A 16,094-nucleotide genomic window follows, 5' to 3' on the forward strand; every position below is an offset into this window, starting at 1 on the left:
AAAGTGAACAGAAGATTAACAACAGCCTTATTATATCTTGGATTAGGGAGGACTCTATAGTTGTATTATGTGGCATAGAGAAAGAATGTATCGGCGGCCCTGTAAAGACAGGATATACATAAATCAGCAGGGTTTAGGAACACTAGGAAAAAAAAGGTGGGAACGTTGTGAAAATAGCGATCATCGGAGCAGGACTTGCCGGCCTTTCGTGTGCCGTGGCATTGGAGAAACACGGCCATTCGGCTGATATTTTTGAGCAACGAAACGAAATAGGTTTAGGTTACGATATTGCAGAATTAATGACGCCTATTCTTCATGGACCCATCAATGATTCGGTGAAATTCTTTTCTGAAACCTATGATATCCACTTCAAGCCGGCCAGCAATGTACAGAAGATCTTTGTTCATTCTGAGAACGAATCTTCCTATGTTGAAGGAAATATCGGTTTTGTGAATATGAGAGGCAGGTATGAGGACTCTTACGAGAAACAACTGGCTCAACAGCTGGTGCATAGCACCATCCATTATGACAGCCACGCAAATTATGAAAACATCTCCAAAGAATATACCCACGTGGTCGTAGCCACGGGGGATCCACAGGATACACAGCAGATCCAGCCCTTTGACATCGCACTGCCTTCAGCTTTTGCCGGTGCTGTCGTCAAAGGTGAGTTTGTCCGGAATGAGGTACATACGTGGTTCAATAACGATTTTGCTCCCCAAGGTATGGGCTATTTGATCCCGCATTCCGAAACTCAAGCGACTCTTGTCATTGTCTTCCCACAATATAAAGACGAGTGGCTGCAGAAAAGAAGTGAGTTCTGGGAAACCATGGTGAAGGAAGCCTCCCACGCCCTTGAGCAGGAATTGGTGGTGGAGAATGAATTTACGATCAACGATTATATCGTAGGAAAATGCCACTATCCAAGAATCGGAAACACGTTCTTTGTCGGCAACTGTTTCGGAGCTATTACTCCTTTCCTGGGTTTTGGTCAGACAGGGTCCATTCTGACTGGTATTTACGCAGCGCAGGATATTTGCGGTCATGGGGATTATGAAAAATTATGTAAACCGCTCTTCAACGATTATGAAGATTCCCTTGTCCTCCGCAGAGGGATTGAAAGATTGAGCAATCATCAGCTGGATTTAGTGACGAAGTCTCTTCATAATCCATTGATAAGGAAGATTGTGACTCGCCCGAACATGGGTGTCTTGAAAGGACTGAGCCACTTGCTGAAGCCTTTTATATCGAAATGAATGATAGATCTATGCGAAGGTTGATCCTGGAGGCTTCCTGACTTGACCATTCCTTAACAAAGCAGGGAAGGATCATCGATTTTCCAAATGGCTATTTCATGTAAGAAGAGGATAACGAAATAAGAGGGCGGTTCTCCATATAACCAAGGGGAATCGGCCTTTTTATTTGGGAGAGTTTGGGTATGCAAGATTCAGGTAATAGATGTCCAAAGGTGCCTGGGGCAACTATGGGCGTTTAAAAAGGGGGATATCATTTTGGAAAAGTGGAAGTTTCTCCTCTATTCGGTCATTGCTGGACTATTAGGTGTGATGGTTACGTATATGCTCAATGAATTTAACGTTGACTGGCCATCGTTTATAGGAATTTTTTTTGGTATTTTCATCAGTCAGTTCGTCTTCATGTTGTGGCGGCATAAGAAGGACAAACACTCTTCCATCTAGTGTCAGGGTTTGGCATTTCCCTTCTCTTTAGAGTGCTGAAGTTGCTATACTTGAGACAACTCGTTTTAAGAAGGGAAGAGGCAGATGACTAAACAAACCATTGGTTTCATCGGTGCAGGTGTGATGGGGAAAAGCATGGCACGCAACTTGATGAAGGCTGGATATGATCTGAATGTGTTTACACGTACGAAAGGAAAGGCGGACGACCTGGTAGCAGAAGGAGCAAACTGGAAGGAAAGTGTGGCTGGCCTATCTGAGCACTCTGATCTCATCATTACCATTGTTGGATACCCTTCAGATGTAGAGGAAGTTTATCTCGGCGGAGATGGAATCTTAGAGAATGCGAAGCCGGGATCGTATGTGATCGATATGACAACATCCTCTCCTGATTTGGCACAGGAGATTGCTGAAAAAGCTGAAAAGGCTGGTATTCATGCGTATGATGCTCCTGTATCCGGCGGGGACGTTGGCGCAAGAAACGGGAAGCTCACGATCATGGTCGGTGGGAAACAGGACTATTTTGACGAAGTCCTGCCCGTCTTTCAAGCGATGGGTGAAAATATCGTCCTCCAAGGCGAAGCGGGAGCAGGGCAGCATACGAAAATGAGCAACCAAATCGCGATTGCATCCGGGATGCTAGGTGTCTGTGAAGCTATTACATATGCAGAAAAAGCCGGTCTCGATCCGAAGAAGGTGTTGAGCAGCATTGAGTTCGGTGCAGCTGGAAGTTGGTCGTTATCCAATCTCGGTCCGAGGATGATTGACGGTAACTTTGATCCGGGATTTTATGTGAAGCACTTTATCAAAGATATGAAGATCGCCATTGATTCTGCGGAGACCATGCAGATTCCTGTTCCTGGATTGAAACTTGCGAAGCAGTTGTATGAAGAACTGAGTGAAGCAGGTGGAGATAATGATGGGACGCAGGCGTTGTATAAGTACTATCAAATGATGCCAGTCTCATAGAAAAGAGTCCTTGAGGAGATTTATACTTCCAAGGACTCTTTTCATATGGGTACGATTGAAAGAGGTCCTGGTTTCCAAGTAGATAAACGACAGGGATGATTATTTAGGATTTCCTTGAATTTATCCAGCCTGACCTCACTCGTTAAAGAGCGGGATCATAAGAATTGGGCGTTTTATTCTTTAACATAAACATAAATGATTTCAAGGGTTTATTCTTGACCTAGAGTTAACTCTAGGCAATATACTTCACGTAAATCAATCACATTTGACTTGAATGTCTTTGATTTTTTGGCACAGAGGTTGCGTGCCGGTCAACACGAACTAAAAAAAGGAGATGTTCTTATGATGTTGAAGGAAACGTATAAGTTATCAAATGGAATCGAGATTCCTAAATTAGGTCTTGGAACATGGATGATTGACAATGACGATGTCGCAAAGGCTGTGGTGGATGCTGTGGAAATCGGTTATCGTCATATTGATACAGCTCAGGCGTATCAGAATGAAAGTGGTGTCGGAGAAGGCATTCGCACTTGTGGTGTGGACAGGGAAGACTTGTTCATTACGACAAAACTGGCTGCGGAAGTCAAATCATATGACGAAGCCGTTTCAGCCATTGATCAATCCTTGGAGACGATGGGACTGGATTATGTGGATATGATGATCATTCACAGTCCACAACCATGGAAGGACTTCGGAGGTGAAGATCGTTACTTTGAAGGAAACCGTGAAGCATGGAAAGCTCTTGAAGAAGCGTACCAAGCAGGGAAAATACGTGCGATCGGTTTATCGAACTTCCAAAAAGAAGATGTTGAAAACATTCTTAGTGCTTGTATCGTCAAACCGATGGTCAATCAGATCCTCGCTCATATTAGCAATACACCGTTCGAATTGATTCAATATACGCAGGAGCAAGACATTCTCGTGGAAGCTTATTCACCGATCGCTCACGGAGAATTGTTAAAAAATGAAAAAGTGGTAGACCTTGCAGAAAAATACGGAGTTTCTGTACCTCAATTAAGCATTCGGTATGTCTTGCAGCTTGGACTTCTTCCACTTCCTAAAACAGCAAATCCGGAACATATGAAGAATAATGCAGATGTAGATTTCACCATTTCTGATGAGGACATGGATTTCCTGAAAAATATCGAAACCATCAAAGATTACGGTGAGGCGAGTGTCATGCCTGTATTCGGTGGGAAGTTGTAATAGTCTAAATCTGAAAGTTTCACTAAATAACATCGATTTTGGAACAGCAAAAAGAGGCCGAGAAATCGGTCTCTTTTTATTTGAATATAATCCTGCCAGTTTCTTTAAAAAAAGACAGGCGCATCAGCACCTGTCTTCTAAACTATTTCACTTGTACGCTTTCATAAATTCGTTAGATAGCTTCCCATCGCTTCAGGAGACCGATTTCTATTTTTTACTCCTGAGAAGTATCAATTTTTTTCAGTTCCTTCGCAGGGACTCCTCCGACCATAACGTTCGATGGAACATCTTTCGTAACGACGGAGCCTGCAGCGATGATGGCTCCATCACCAATGGTCACATCCTGGAGCACGGTAACATTTGCACCGATCCAGACATTATTTCCGATTTTAATAGGAGCGGGGTGGAGCGTGCTGCGCTTCTCAGGATGGACGTCATGATTCAGCGTAGCCAATACGACATTATGTCCCACAAGCACTCCATCTCCTATGATAATCCCTCCTTGGTCTTGAAAGCGGCAGCCGGAATTGATGAAGACATTCTTCCCCACTTCGATGTTTTTGCCACAATCGCTGGAAAAGGGAGGGAACATGGCGAAACTGCTGTCGACGGGTTTTCCAATCAACTCGGAAAATAGCTCCCGAACTTTTTCAGGAGGATGATACTTCCCGTTCAGCTCAGCAGTTACTTTCAATGCTTCCTGTGAGACTTGGTGCATGACTTGATGGACCTCTGATCCACCTTCTACAGTCCTGCCTTTATTCAAATGGTCTAAAAATCCGTTGATGTCCATAGGAGTCCTCCTTCTTTCATTAATAAGATCATTACTCCCATTTTACCCCTTGGAGTGGACTCTAAGGCAACTGGTTACAGCTGACGAGAAAAAAGCCAACCTCTACATGATAAGATTGACTTTTTCCGTTTTTTATTTGCTTTTACAAATGGTCGTACCACTCGTCATCGACAGGTTCCATCCACTCGGTTTCTCCTGGTGTCATGGCTAAGTGGACAAACCAGCTTTCGTTTGTCGCCCCGTGCCAGTGTTTTACGTGGGCAGGAATATTCACCACATCGCCGGTTTCGAGGAACTGGGCCGGTTTTCCTTCTTCCTGGTACCAGCCTTGCCCGCCTGTAACCAATAAGACTTGCCCCACTGTATGCGAGTGCCAACTATTACGGGCTCTCGGAGCAAAGGTTACATTTCCTATAGCTGTATTGAGTGGCTTCTCATCTGTAAACACCATCTGCAAGTAAGCGTCACCGATGAAGTTATCTGATTCGACTTTCTGTCCCAGTGGAAAGATCGTGCTGTTCCGCAACTCTTCATTTGCCATGTTCTTAACCTCCCAATTCTTTTAATCAAGTTTTCAAGGAAAAGTATAGACCTTCGTGTACACTTTAAGGCAAGGGATAAAATGTAAAAGGAACATTCGGCCGTAACCTTGACTTAAAGTTAACTCTAAGTAGTAATGTATAGGTAGAAAACAAAAAGAACGGTTGCAGGAACATTTTTATAAAGTTGTCCTGTAAGTGAAAAAGACAATAAGGATGTGTAAACCATGGGGTATCGTATTGGAGAACTTTCAAAATTGATCGGTGTCAGTGAACATACGTTAAGATATTACGAAAAAGAGGGGTTAGTTGTACCTGATCGTGACAAGAACAATGTCCGTAATTATTCCGAACATAATAAATTATGGGCAGAGTTTATCCTGCACATGAAAGAAACAGGCATGTCTATGGAAGACCTGAAGAACTATACGAAATTGTGGGAATCAGGAGAAGAAGGTACTGTGGCAATGATTGATATCCTGACCAACCATAGAGATAAAGTGAAAAAGCAAATAGAGATCTACAAGAAAAACCTGGATCTATTAAATAAAAAAATTGATTTTTATCAAAGCAGTCTAGAGGAAAACCGGTCTGCGAATTTGTATGAAACGTTTGTCGACAGAAAAGGAACGGATGAAGAACTAAAATAGTTTAAAGGAGTCCGTTACGGAACAGAAGTAAATCAAAAGATATAGAGGAAAATAATACCTTGCGGGCAATATTATAAAAAGCGACCGACTAACGGTCGCTTTATTTTTTGTATTGAAGGATTTTCAGTATGGACTCGTAACAGGTCGTCCGGTAATAGTCATGCAGTTGATCGTCATTTCTCATCAGCCATTGAATCAGACTTCCGTCAATCATACAGCGGATACTGATCGCTGTTTGTTCCACATCATCGACTTCAAAGATTTCTTCTTCCAATCCTTGATGGATGATCTCTCGGCCGATGGACCAGCAGTTTTCATAGAATTTTTGATTGATCTCTTTATACGAATCGTTATTTTTCACTTGGGATAAAAAGTCCAGGTAGACACGATAGAAATTTTTATTTTCTTCTGGACTGATGAACACGCGGTCGATGTATGCTTCAAGTTTCCCAATTGCCGTTTCCTGTTCACCAACGGATGCGGCTTCTTTTTCATAGATGCGGGTTGTGATCCATTCAAACAATTGCGTGAAAACATCGGATTTATTTTTAAAGTAGTAGTTCGTGACCCCTTTGCTGACATCGGCATAATCGGCGATTTCCTGCAGGGTGACGGATTCATAGCCTTTTTCGGTTGCGGCTTGGAAGGCAGCTTTTAATATCTGTTTGCGTCTCTGTTCTGCTTTTTTTGCCATTTTCTAATATAACCTCCATTGGATGCTCTGTTTATTATACAAGAAAAAGAAAGGATATTCGAATCTTTTATACTGACTGGTCAAAATAAATTGACCGGTCAGTATAAAATGGTCTATGATAGATTTATAATCTAGTTAAATGAGGAAGCAGAAAGGGGAAATGTTCGAATGACAAAAGAATTCCATGCACTTGTCGTGAACAAAACAGAGGAAGATTTTTCAGTGAATGTGGAATCGTTGACTTTGGAAGATCTGCCTGAAGGGGATGTGACGATTCACGTCCACTATTCCAGCGTCAACTATAAAGATGGGTTGGCAAGTATTCCGAATGGCAAAATCGTTCAGTCCTATCCTTTCGTTCCTGGGATCGACCTTGCCGGGACTGTCGTCTCGTCCGAGGATGACCGCTACCAAGAAGGTGACGAAGTGGTCGTGACGAGTTATGAATTAGGCGTTTCCCACTATGGTGGTTACAGTGAATATGCACGTGTCCCTGGCGACTGGGTGGTTCCACTGCCTGAGAATATGACATTGAAGGAAGCGATGGCATTTGGTACAGCAGGGTTCACGGCAGCGCTCTCTGTCCATCGGCTTGAAGAAAGCGGCGTTAAACCGGAAGATGGAACGATTCTCGTTACAGGCGCTACTGGCGGTGTCGGAAGTATGGCTGTTTCCATGCTTGCCAAACGCGGGTACCATGTGACGGCTAGTACAGGAAAAGAATCGGAGCATGAATATCTGAAAACGTTGGGCGCACAAGAGATCATTTCCCGGGAAGAAGTCACCCCTGAGAAAATCCGCCCGATCGGTAAGCAGAAGTGGGCTGGTGTGGTCGATCCCGTGGGAGGAAAAACACTGGCTTCTGTTTTGAGCAACACGAAATATGGCGGTGCCGTTGCTGTAAGTGGTTTGACTGCCGGAGTGGAAGTGCCGACAACGGTTTTCCCTTTCATCCTAAGAGGAGTGAATCTGCTCGGCATCGATTCCGTTTATTGTCCGAAAGACTTGAGAGAGAAGCTATGGACGCGGATGGCTACGGATTTGAAGCCGGATGATTTAGGAGAGATTGAAAAGGAAGTTTCACTAAAAGAGCTTCCTGATACTTTATCCGATATTTTACAAGGAAAAGTAAGAGGAAGAACGGTTGTGAACATCCTTTCCTAAAAGGGTGTGCCCGTCCCCTTTTAGCTTAAAAACAAATCATGCAGAAAGCGTAACCTCTAAAAAGGTTGCGCTTTTTTCATACATCTTGAGTATTTTGAAAGCGTTTGAAATAATTGAGAGGTACATAACTTAATCGATGACTTATTGATGAAAGGGTGCTTATCTATGAATTCTCAACAGAACAGTGAAGCATTTTCCAACAAAGAACGAGCGGTATCATTTTTGGTGCAAGTGGCAGGTGGAGAGGTACGGGAAGCGTATGAAAGGTATGTCCGTTCTGATTTTTCCCATCACAATCCTTATTTCCGTGGAGATAAAGATTCTCTGATGAGCGCAATGGAAGAGGACGCCGCCAAAAATCCTCGTAAGACGCTTGAAGTCCATCGTGCGATCGAAGAAAAAGATATGGTCGTCGTTCATTCTCATATTAAACAACAGCAGGATGATACGGGAGTAGCCGTAGTCCATATCATGCGGTTTGAAGGTGGAAAAATTGTGGAGTTGTGGGACATCGGTCAGCCGCTGCCGGAGGACTCACCGAATGAAAATGGTGCTTTCTAGTTTCAGAGCTCATTGGAATGGAATGTGTTTCAAGGACTGAGCCGAAAAAGTGAAGGTGGAACAAATGGAAAAATTACAATGGATCGATCATGAGCTGAAAGTGAAACATGCTTCAGAAGAAGTATCTTTGCTTCCAAAAGAATATCAATTGCTGCAGTATTTATGGGAGCGGCCGTTTCAAGTGTTCTCAAGAGAGGACCTTCTTGATGCGGTGTGGTCGATGGAAAATCCGACAGACCGCACCGTGGATGATCATATCTATCGGCTCCGGAAAAAGCTGACACCGCTCGCTTCTATCTTGAACATTGCTACAGTAAGGGGAAAAGGATACCTGCTAAAAGTGGATGAGGAAGTTCACAAAAGCCCACTCACGCAGGACCAGGAAGTTGCTTCCAGTGCGAAAGTGCTTTTTCATAAGTACCATCTTTATGGGCAGGGAAAAGCATTGAAGGTGCTCGAGGAAAATCAGGATATCTTCGGTTTTGAACTCGATGTTGAAAACCAGTGTTATCTCCACTTCATGAAGGGTGACTTCCGGTGGTTTCTGAGGAATGAACGTTCGTTTTGGGATCGCTGTTATTATTTATTGCATATCTATTCGTACATTCAACCCGATCAAGGGAAAAGTCTGGATTATTTCACAAGGGCATTAGAGGAAGAGAAACTCCCCGAATTCCACAGGACAGAAATACGATTGTTGAACCGGTTGAGTCTCTTGATCTTTACAAAAAGGATTCAAGAAGCAGAACACCAGCTCAGCGCTTCAAAGGATGAGATCGAACATCGAGGGCTGCAGAATATGTATCCTTTCATTCTATTAACCGAACTTTATTTAGTATTTTTAAAAAACGAAAAATCGTCCATAGAGGAAAAGATGAAGGAAGTGAGGGAGATGCTGGAGAAGTATCCTTACTCTCGGGAACAAGCCACGTTTGTCATTTTAACAGGACTCCAATGCTTTTGGAATCAGGAAGAAAACAAAGCAGATCGTTTTTTTCAAAAAGGATTCAAGCTGTTCAAGGAAGCGAAGTATATCCCAGGTTTACTGATCAGCTTGAACGTCATCCTCTTTTTCATCAAAGAATTCCGGCCGGAGAGCCGTTTACTTTTTACATACCAAGAGATGTGGCAGGAACTCGCTTTTGAATACAGATTTTCTGAGTTGAAAAAGCGCATTGAATACCAATTGGATGTTCATTTGAGAAAAAATAACAATCTCTGATATTCTTCTGATATTTCTCCGTTATGATTTTTGCAAGAACGACGGGGAGGTATGAAAGATGAAACAGAAACATTCAATATGGAAAAACAGGAACTTTGTTACGTTTTTTTCAGCGAATGCCCTTTCTAATTTAGGAAATTGGTTTGACTTTGTAGCGGTATTGATTTTATTTCGATACACGTGGCAGGCGGATCCTTTACTGATTGCTTTGATCCCAGTGATGTACGCCGTTCCCAGTATATTGCTCGGACAGTTCGCTGGTGTATTTGCCGATCGTCGGGATAAGCTGAAAATCCTGGTCTATTCCGATTGGATGAGAGGGATACTGACATTGGTGCTCGTTTTTACTCCTTTTCCATTTCTCGCACTTGCTTTGATTTTCCTAAGGAATACGGCGGGGGCCATCAGTTTACCTGCCCAGCAGGGGTTGTTGAGAAGGATCGTGGATGAAGAGGCCATCATGAAGGCGGTAACGATAAACGGAAGCCTGTTTCAACTCGTGAAAGTGGTAGGGCCGTTAATTGGTGGCTCCTTGACTGCCGCTTCCTCACCATCTTTTTCAATCGCGATCAATGGTGCTTCTTTTCTTCTTTCAGGAGTCATTCTTCTGTTCATTCGTCCCAATAAAGAGGAGGCAAAAGAAAAGCCAGAATTTCCAGGGGGAACCGTTGGATTCTGGACATCGTGGAAAGAAGGTTGGAGCTATGTATTGACCAGTCGTATTCTGACGGCCAGCCTCTTATACGGAATCGTCACTACTTTGACGATTCAGATGATTGATGCGCAGTTCGTCACCCTGTTCAGTGAGATCTTTCCTGAGAGAGCAGAGCTCACCGGATGGGTTATTTCAGCCATCGGGATTGGGTCGCTGCTCGTAGTCCTTGGTTTGAATCGATTGGATGAAATTAAGAAATACGGATGGTTTTTCGGCACAGGAAGCCTTCTTATCGGTATCATGACTGGGGGATTCAGTTTTCTGAACACCTCTACCATACTATTTGTAGTCATCGGTCTTGGTCTCCTGGGTGGAATCGGCAATGGCCTCGCCTTTACTGCCGTCAATTATCTGATTCAAAAAGAGCCTCCAAAAGAAGCGATTGGGAGGGTATCCGGCATCGTGGACTCTACCTTGAGTTTATTGTTCATCATCGGTCCGCTTCTGGGCGGTCTGCTCATTCATCAGTTTGGTGTAACGACGGCATTTAAAATCATCGGTATTGGTTTAATAGGTATTGGTTCCGTGGGGATTGTCTTCCAGAATATCATTTGGAAGCAGGGCAGCCCCGAAGCGGATGAAATTGGAAAAAGCAATGAGGTTCAAGCAAATTCCAATGCTTAATTAACAGATGGAGGGACTTTCCTAACTGGGATCTCCCTCTTTTTTATCAAATAGTATTGTCTTAGACAGAATCGTTTGAAATAATTAAAAGGAATAGCAAGGCTTGGCAGAGCGTTTGTCTTTAAATAGGATCTCGTAGTGAATTTTGAAAGGGGATACATAACCTTGAATACAAAATACTTAGACTTACTTGCTCAAAAATACGACAGCGAAGAAAAAGTCGTCACGGAAATTATCAATCTGAAAGCGATCCTTAACCTGCCGAAAGGAACCGAGCATTTCGTCAGTGATCTTCATGGGGAATACCAGGCATTTCAGCACGTATTGAGAAATGGCTCAGGGAGAGTCAAAGAAAAAATCAGGGATCTTTTTGAAGAGGAGATGGCTGGGAAGGAACTGGATGAATTCGCGACACTCGTTTTCTACCCGGAAGAAAAAATCAAACGGATCAAGAACGCTTTTGATAATAATGAAGAGTTGGAGATGTGGTACACGCACACGATCGACCGGATGATCAAGCTCATTTCCTATGCTTCTTCCAAGTACACACGATCCAAGCTGCGTAAAGCCCTTCCGACGCAATTCGTTTATATCATAGAAGAACTGCTCTACAAGACGGATGATGTAACAAATAAAGAATCGTACTATAAGAAAATTGTTCAACAGATCATTTCTCTCGGTCAGGCGGACAAGCTGATCAGTGGTCTTGCTTATGCCACACAAAAATTAGTGGTAGACCACCTTCATGTGGTCGGCGATATTTACGACCGGGGACCCGAGCCGGATAAAATCATGGAAACACTCATCCATTACCCATCGGTTGATATCCAGTGGGGCAACCACGATGTGTTATGGATCGGTGCTTTTGCCGGATCGAAAGTGTGTCTGGCTAACATCCTCCGCATCTGCGCCCGCTATAACAATCTGGAAATCATTGAGGATGCGTACGGCATTAACTTGAGGCCGCTCCTTAATCTCGCCGAGAAATATTACGGCGATCATGCGGCGTTCAGACCTAAAATCCATACCGATGATAAACCATCGGAACATGAGCAGCTACAGATTACGAAAATGCATCAGGCGATCGCGATGATTCAGTTCAAGCTTGAGAGTTCGATTATTAAAAGACGCCCGTATTTCCACATGTCTGAGCGCCTGCTGCTTGAAAAAGTGGACTATGACCGGGAGGAAATCACCCTCCACGATAAGACGTATCCACTTGAAAATCCTTGTTTCTCAACCATTGACCCTGAAGACCCTAACCGTCTCCTTGAGGAAGAAGAACAGGTCATCGAGAAGCTGTTGTTTTCTATCCAGCATTCAGAAAAGCTTGCCAGACACATGAAGTTCCTCGTGAAAAAGGGCAGCCTGTATTTGAAATACAATGGCAACCTGCTGATTCACGGGTGCATCCCGGTCGATGAAGAAGGAAATATGGAAAAAATGACGATTGAAGACAAATCCTATGCCGGACGTGAGCTTCTCGATATATTTGAGCATTACCTGCGTCATTCGTTTGCCAATCCAAAAGAAACCGATGACCTAGCGACAGATATGGTCTGGTATTTATGGACAGGGCAGTACTCATCCTTGTTCGGAAAAAGGGAAATGACGACGTTCGAGCGCTACTTCATCGCTGATAAATCGACACACAAAGAGAGAAAAAATCCTTACTATTACCTGAGGGAAGATGAAGATGTCTGCCGGAAGATCCTTGCAGAATTCGAGCTCAATCCTGACCAGGGCCATATCATCAACGGCCACACCCCTGTCAAAGAGATTGAAGGGGAAGATCCGATCAAAGCAGGCGGGAAGATGGTCGTCATCGATGGAGGTTTCTCGAAAGCCTATCAATCGACCACAGGCATTGCCGGATATACGCTGCTGTATAATTCCTTCGGCATGCAGCTGGTCGCTCACAAACGCTTCAACTCGAAGGAAGAAGTGCTGCGGGATGGAACGGATGTATTATCTGTGAAGCGATTGGTAGATAAAGAGCTTGAGAGGAAGAAGGTTCTGGAGACGAACGTCGGGGAAGAACTGTTGCAGGAGATCTATATTTTGAACAGTTTGATGGAATATAAATATATGAAGTAAGAGAATGTGAAAAGGACGATGGCTCATAAAGAGCCATCGTCCTTTTTTAGTTTTTATCTTTGTCAGGCTTCCGTCCATGCATTTTGATCAACATGGACGAAAACATCAAGGGTTTACCACTTAATGCTGCAGCCGACAATGATCAAAAGAATGAACAATACCACAATCAAAACAAAATTGTTTCGACGTGGACGGCAGTGGTACATAGGCGCAGACGGCATGTGAGGCATATTTGCCCCCATATACGGTGCGTTTACGTTAGCGCCCATCGTGTACGGAGCATTAACATTTTCCATGTGAAAACATCCCTTTCCTTTTGTTTCTTTGTCACTATATTGTACTCGCCTAACAGAAAGTTGAGCCCGTCAACCTTAAAAATGGGTGCATGTCACGAGTGTACCAAAGCGGTGATCTTCCAAATGATTCTTTGAAAATCGACTCCAAATAAGCGCTCATTCAGTTTAGGACAGCTGAAAAATCACAAGGCGGGATTTCTTTTCATTTTTATGTAGCAGAAAAATGATCTAAAGGGCTTCTTTCATCGTATGCTGGGTGAACCGTGCAGGCTACAGGTTTCAAAAGCTGTAAAGGTAACACGGCATCAAAGGAGAACTTTAGATGAGTAAACAGACAGATCTAGACTTGTATGAAAGAATCTTTTCTAAAGATAAACAAGCCCTTGAGATCCTTTACACCCGTTATGAAAAGCTTCTGTACTACTTCGCCTTTCAAATTGTGAATGATGAACATGCCGCCGAAGAGGTCATGCATGATGTATTTATGAAGCTGTGGAAAGGAAGCCGGAAAGGTGCTTATCATCCGGGACGTGGTAAATTTTCAAGCTGGCTTTTAACAATCACTCGAAACGCTGCGATCGACCTTGTCCGTAAAAGGAACGTGACGGAAGTGGAGTGGAATTCAAACGACACAGAAGAGAAGGGGGAATGGAATGTTGAAGAAAGTCTGACAGTCAAAGAGGATCATGATTACTTGAGACGAGCGGTTAGAAGGTTGCCTGTGGAACAACGGGAGGTGATTCAGCTCGCTTACATGGAGGGAGCCTCTCAGAACGAAATCTCAGAGAAGCAGGGCATTCCCCTTGGAACGGTCAAAGGAAGGATAAGACTCGCGCTGGAGAAATTACGGAAATTTTTAAAGGAAGAACGGAGGAATACCATTGAATGAGGAGCTATGCCAAGAGATCGTCCACTATTTAAGGAATCAATTGGACGAAAAGGAAAGAATAGCGTTTAAAAAACACCTGAATCATTGTCCAACATGCAGTGAGGAAATAAAAGTGTTACAGAAGATAGGAGAAGCAGGTAAAAGGAGGGGAAAAGGAGGCCCGCCATCCGGAATGAAGAAGCGGGTTTTCCATTCCATTCATAACGGACAGGATCTTTAAAGAACTGGAACGTCTAATTGATTGGAGACCGCTTCTGTCCTTCATGGCTGTTTCCAACTGTGTCAGCAATCAATTGTAAACATGCTTTGGTTATGCCTACAGAAACATGTTTCTCCCGCGAATAGTGTTGGGGAGTCTTCCAAATAGATTTGAAGATCTCAGTCAGAAGGGTTTCCGCTTCCCGGGGGTTATGGATACTCCTGCTGATTAAACGGTGCAGGTAAAAGGTGTACTTCTGAGTTAGCTGATCAAAGGCATCTTTCTCTCTCATGGAAATTCTATCCAATAGTTCTTTATCTTTATTCATAAATAATCTCCTGGGTCATAAGTAATGATTCACTAATACCCTGCTTCCTCAAAAATAAACCTCGGCATAAAAGATACACTCCCCGTTGTGAGTGAGTATTTTTACCCTTGGGGAGTGTTCATCATGGAAAGGTATAAAAACGTGAGCTGTTCCAGCCAACGTGAATCTCAATACTTCGGTTTATAACTTAACTCATACAAATACTGCCTGTAGGACACGGAAGTCTTGTTGTGGTGGACAAGGAAGGGTCTTGTTTTGTGAATCGTCCGTCCGCCTGAAAACCTGGATAATGACTGGAAGGAAGGACGGGTGATCAAGCCTGACAAATAAGCAGATTGCTGGCTGTCGGGTTTCCTTTTTGTATTCAGGCCTTCAATCATTTTTTCAGAGGTCCGTATACTGAATCCATGTCCGAAGAATTCATTGTCTCCGATGGCAATCGCGTTGACCCCTCTGAACCATGAAGTACTTGGATTCACATCAGGATTGTTGAAATACACAACATCTCCAGGAACATAATGGTTGGCAAAAAAGGAATACAGACCGAGGTCGTCATCGGTATGCCAGCTGTATAAATAAAGGTTTGGAAAGAGCGTGTTGAAGGAAGAGGCGCCCATCGTTTTGAGGAGACCGTGATAAAAGTTGATGACACAAGCGGTCGCACACTCGAATTTATATTGAGCACTGTTTGTGAAAATATCCCGGGTGGCATCAGCAGGGGAAACCTGCCTTCTCAACAAAAATCCGCCAGCGGTCGTCAGCTGCCAATATTCAGGGTTGCAGCGTGCCGTGCGAAAAGTGGCAAAGGATGATTCGCCATTGTCCATTTCTTTTGCGCTCACAATGATGTTCTTTCTGCTTTTGATTTCGAACATGAGTTCCTTTTCTGATGAAAAAGAGTAGAGGTTTGGCGTCTTTTGCAAGGCTTCTATGATCGTCGTTTCCGTTGTATCTGCTTTCCACGAATCATCTGGTTGAAAGGGCCTCCCGGATACCTGGATCATACGGTTCCTCCTTTGCGAAGTGAAACATCTGTCCTTGTACCTATCCTATTCATGAGGGCGGTGGATGATGTGTAGAGGCTTACCTATGGGCTGGGGTGGGAAAATGTATATCATGCAGGAAGAGTGAGCCGCGAGCAGGGAAAGTGAGTCGCGCGGAGGAAGAGTGAGTCGCGCGCGGGAAACGGTGGAACGCGCGCAAGAAGCAGGGAACGCGCGCAAGAAGCAGGGAACGCGCGCAAGGAGCAGAGGAACGCGCGCGAGAAGCGGGGAACGCGCGCGGGAAGCGGGGAACGCGCGCAAGAAGCAGGGAACGCGCGCGAGAAGCGGTGGAACGCGCGCAAGAAGCAGGGAACGCGCGCAAGAAGCGGTGGAACGCGCGCAAGAAGCAGGGAACGCGCGCAAGAAGCGGTGGAACGCGCGCAAGAAGCAGGGAACGCGCGCGAGAAGCGG

General features: G+C 44.1%; 18 protein-coding genes. 12 read left to right on the plus strand and 6 right to left on the minus strand.

The window, feature by feature from the left end:
• Positions 1–167 precede the first annotated feature (167 nt).
• The 4 genes from GLW00_RS06685 (at position 168) to GLW00_RS06700 (ending at position 3,869) form a co-directional block, all read left to right on the plus strand.
• A complete protein-coding gene (locus tag GLW00_RS06685; protein ID WP_160912438.1) occupies positions 168–1,256 on the plus strand; it encodes an NAD(P)-binding protein in 1,089 nt (362 codons plus the stop codon).
• Positions 1,257–1,511: 255 nt separating this feature from the next.
• Entirely contained in the window at positions 1,512–1,697 is a 186-nt protein-coding gene (locus tag GLW00_RS06690) for a hypothetical protein (RefSeq protein ID WP_160912440.1), read from the plus strand.
• Positions 1,698–1,781: 84 nt separating this feature from the next.
• The gene (locus tag GLW00_RS06695; RefSeq protein ID WP_160912442.1) at positions 1,782–2,663 is read left to right on the plus strand and encodes an NAD(P)-dependent oxidoreductase; all 882 of its coding nucleotides are present in this window, start codon (positions 1,782–1,784) and stop codon (positions 2,661–2,663) included.
• 342 nt (positions 2,664–3,005) lie between these two features.
• Positions 3,006–3,869: an aldo/keto reductase gene (locus tag GLW00_RS06700; protein ID WP_237417458.1), complete on the plus strand. Its 864-nt coding sequence runs from the start codon at positions 3,006–3,008 to the stop codon at positions 3,867–3,869.
• A 214-nt stretch (positions 3,870–4,083) separates the two neighbouring features.
• Here the strand turns inward: GLW00_RS06700 and GLW00_RS06705 are convergent, their stop codons facing one another.
• Both GLW00_RS06705 and GLW00_RS06710 read right to left on the minus strand, forming a co-directional pair.
• Complete coding sequence (locus GLW00_RS06705; RefSeq protein WP_160912443.1) at positions 4,084–4,662, minus strand: DapH/DapD/GlmU-related protein; 579 nt, start codon at positions 4,660–4,662, stop codon at positions 4,084–4,086.
• A 142-nt stretch (positions 4,663–4,804) separates the two neighbouring features.
• Positions 4,805–5,203: a cupin domain-containing protein gene (locus GLW00_RS06710; RefSeq protein WP_160912445.1), complete on the minus strand. Its 399-nt coding sequence runs from the start codon at positions 5,201–5,203 to the stop codon at positions 4,805–4,807.
• 225 nt (positions 5,204–5,428) lie between these two features.
• Between GLW00_RS06710 and GLW00_RS06715 the strand changes: the two genes are divergently transcribed.
• Positions 5,429–5,851, plus strand: coding sequence for a MerR family transcriptional regulator (locus tag GLW00_RS06715; protein WP_160912447.1), 423 nt, complete (start codon positions 5,429–5,431; stop codon positions 5,849–5,851).
• A gap of 100 nt (positions 5,852–5,951) precedes the next feature.
• Here GLW00_RS06715 and GLW00_RS06720 read toward each other — a convergent pair whose 3' ends face one another.
• Positions 5,952–6,545, minus strand: coding sequence for a TetR/AcrR family transcriptional regulator (locus GLW00_RS06720; protein WP_160912449.1), 594 nt, complete (start codon positions 6,543–6,545; stop codon positions 5,952–5,954).
• A gap of 168 nt (positions 6,546–6,713) precedes the next feature.
• Between GLW00_RS06720 and GLW00_RS06725 the strand changes: the two genes are divergently transcribed.
• The 5 genes from GLW00_RS06725 (at position 6,714) to GLW00_RS06745 (ending at position 12,928) form a co-directional block, all read left to right on the plus strand.
• A complete protein-coding gene (locus GLW00_RS06725; protein WP_160912451.1) occupies positions 6,714–7,709 on the plus strand; it encodes an NADPH:quinone oxidoreductase family protein in 996 nt (331 codons plus the stop codon).
• Between the two features lie 165 nt (positions 7,710–7,874).
• Entirely contained in the window at positions 7,875–8,270 is a 396-nt protein-coding gene (locus GLW00_RS06730; RefSeq protein ID WP_160912453.1) for a nuclear transport factor 2 family protein, read from the plus strand.
• A gap of 64 nt (positions 8,271–8,334) precedes the next feature.
• Positions 8,335–9,492 carry a winged helix-turn-helix domain-containing protein gene (locus GLW00_RS06735; protein ID WP_160912455.1) on the plus strand — a complete coding sequence of 386 codons (1,158 nt, stop codon included), beginning with the start codon at positions 8,335–8,337 and terminating at the stop codon, positions 9,490–9,492.
• A 58-nt stretch (positions 9,493–9,550) separates the two neighbouring features.
• Positions 9,551–10,831, plus strand: a complete 1,281-nt coding sequence (locus GLW00_RS06740; protein ID WP_160912457.1) for an MFS transporter — start codon at positions 9,551–9,553, stop codon at positions 10,829–10,831.
• Positions 10,832–10,996: 165 nt separating this feature from the next.
• The gene (locus tag GLW00_RS06745; RefSeq protein WP_160912459.1) at positions 10,997–12,928 is read left to right on the plus strand and encodes a fructose-1,6-bisphosphatase; all 1,932 of its coding nucleotides are present in this window, start codon (positions 10,997–10,999) and stop codon (positions 12,926–12,928) included.
• A gap of 113 nt (positions 12,929–13,041) precedes the next feature.
• Here the strand turns inward: GLW00_RS06745 and GLW00_RS20660 are convergent, their stop codons facing one another.
• Positions 13,042–13,224, minus strand: coding sequence for a YjcZ family sporulation protein (locus GLW00_RS20660; protein WP_089650981.1), 183 nt, complete (start codon positions 13,222–13,224; stop codon positions 13,042–13,044).
• Between the two features lie 322 nt (positions 13,225–13,546).
• On the opposite strand from GLW00_RS20660, the gene GLW00_RS06755 reads away from it, so the two are divergent.
• On the plus strand, positions 13,547–14,113 hold the full coding sequence (locus GLW00_RS06755; protein WP_160912461.1) for an RNA polymerase sigma factor: 567 nt from the start codon (positions 13,547–13,549) through the stop codon (positions 14,111–14,113).
• On the plus strand, positions 14,106–14,333 hold the full coding sequence (locus tag GLW00_RS06760) for an anti-sigma factor family protein (RefSeq protein ID WP_160912463.1): 228 nt from the start codon (positions 14,106–14,108) through the stop codon (positions 14,331–14,333). Before GLW00_RS06755 ends, GLW00_RS06760 begins: the two co-directional genes overlap by 8 nt.
• A gap of 13 nt (positions 14,334–14,346) precedes the next feature.
• On the opposite strand, the gene GLW00_RS06765 is transcribed toward GLW00_RS06760, so the two are convergent.
• Together GLW00_RS06765 and tgl are read right to left on the minus strand one after the other, a co-directional pair.
• Positions 14,347–14,640 (minus strand): RNA polymerase sigma factor, encoded by a 294-nt coding sequence (locus tag GLW00_RS06765; protein WP_160912465.1) that lies wholly within the window; start codon positions 14,638–14,640, stop codon positions 14,347–14,349.
• Between the two features lie 167 nt (positions 14,641–14,807).
• On the minus strand, positions 14,808–15,644 hold the full coding sequence (gene tgl / locus GLW00_RS06770) for a spore coat transglutaminase TGL (protein ID WP_160912467.1): 837 nt from the start codon (positions 15,642–15,644) through the stop codon (positions 14,808–14,810).
• Between the last annotated feature and the right edge of the window lie 450 nt (positions 15,645–16,094).

This window comes from Halobacillus litoralis (genome assembly GCF_009856445.1).
Classification (GTDB): Bacteria; Bacillota; Bacilli; order Bacillales; family Halobacillaceae; genus Halobacillus; species Halobacillus litoralis.

Excerpts from the sequence above, each read along its gene's own strand:
- GLW00_RS06735 (WP_160912455.1), top strand. The coding sequence starts at position 8,335 with ATGGAAAAATTACAATGGATCGATCATGAGCTGAAAGTGAAACATGCT.
- GLW00_RS06705 (WP_160912443.1), bottom strand. The coding sequence starts at position 4,662 with ATGGACATCAACGGATTTTTAGACCATTTGAATAAAGGCAGGACTGTA.
- GLW00_RS20660 (WP_089650981.1), bottom strand. The coding sequence starts at position 13,224 with ATGGAAAATGTTAATGCTCCGTACACGATGGGCGCTAACGTAAACGCA.
- GLW00_RS06720 (WP_160912449.1), bottom strand. The coding sequence starts at position 6,545 with ATGGCAAAAAAAGCAGAACAGAGACGCAAACAGATATTAAAAGCTGCC.
- GLW00_RS06730 (WP_160912453.1), top strand. The coding sequence starts at position 7,875 with ATGAATTCTCAACAGAACAGTGAAGCATTTTCCAACAAAGAACGAGCG.
- GLW00_RS06725 (WP_160912451.1), top strand. The coding sequence starts at position 6,714 with ATGACAAAAGAATTCCATGCACTTGTCGTGAACAAAACAGAGGAAGAT.
- GLW00_RS06765 (WP_160912465.1), bottom strand. The coding sequence starts at position 14,640 with ATGAATAAAGATAAAGAACTATTGGATAGAATTTCCATGAGAGAGAAA.
- GLW00_RS06710 (WP_160912445.1), bottom strand. The coding sequence starts at position 5,203 with ATGGCAAATGAAGAGTTGCGGAACAGCACGATCTTTCCACTGGGACAG.
- GLW00_RS06755 (WP_160912461.1), top strand. The coding sequence starts at position 13,547 with ATGAGTAAACAGACAGATCTAGACTTGTATGAAAGAATCTTTTCTAAA.
- GLW00_RS06700 (WP_237417458.1), top strand. The coding sequence starts at position 3,006 with ATGATGTTGAAGGAAACGTATAAGTTATCAAATGGAATCGAGATTCCT.
- tgl (WP_160912467.1), bottom strand. The coding sequence starts at position 15,644 with ATGATCCAGGTATCCGGGAGGCCCTTTCAACCAGATGATTCGTGGAAA.
- GLW00_RS06740 (WP_160912457.1), top strand. The coding sequence starts at position 9,551 with ATGAAACAGAAACATTCAATATGGAAAAACAGGAACTTTGTTACGTTT.
- GLW00_RS06695 (WP_160912442.1), top strand. The coding sequence starts at position 1,782 with ATGACTAAACAAACCATTGGTTTCATCGGTGCAGGTGTGATGGGGAAA.
- GLW00_RS06715 (WP_160912447.1), top strand. The coding sequence starts at position 5,429 with ATGGGGTATCGTATTGGAGAACTTTCAAAATTGATCGGTGTCAGTGAA.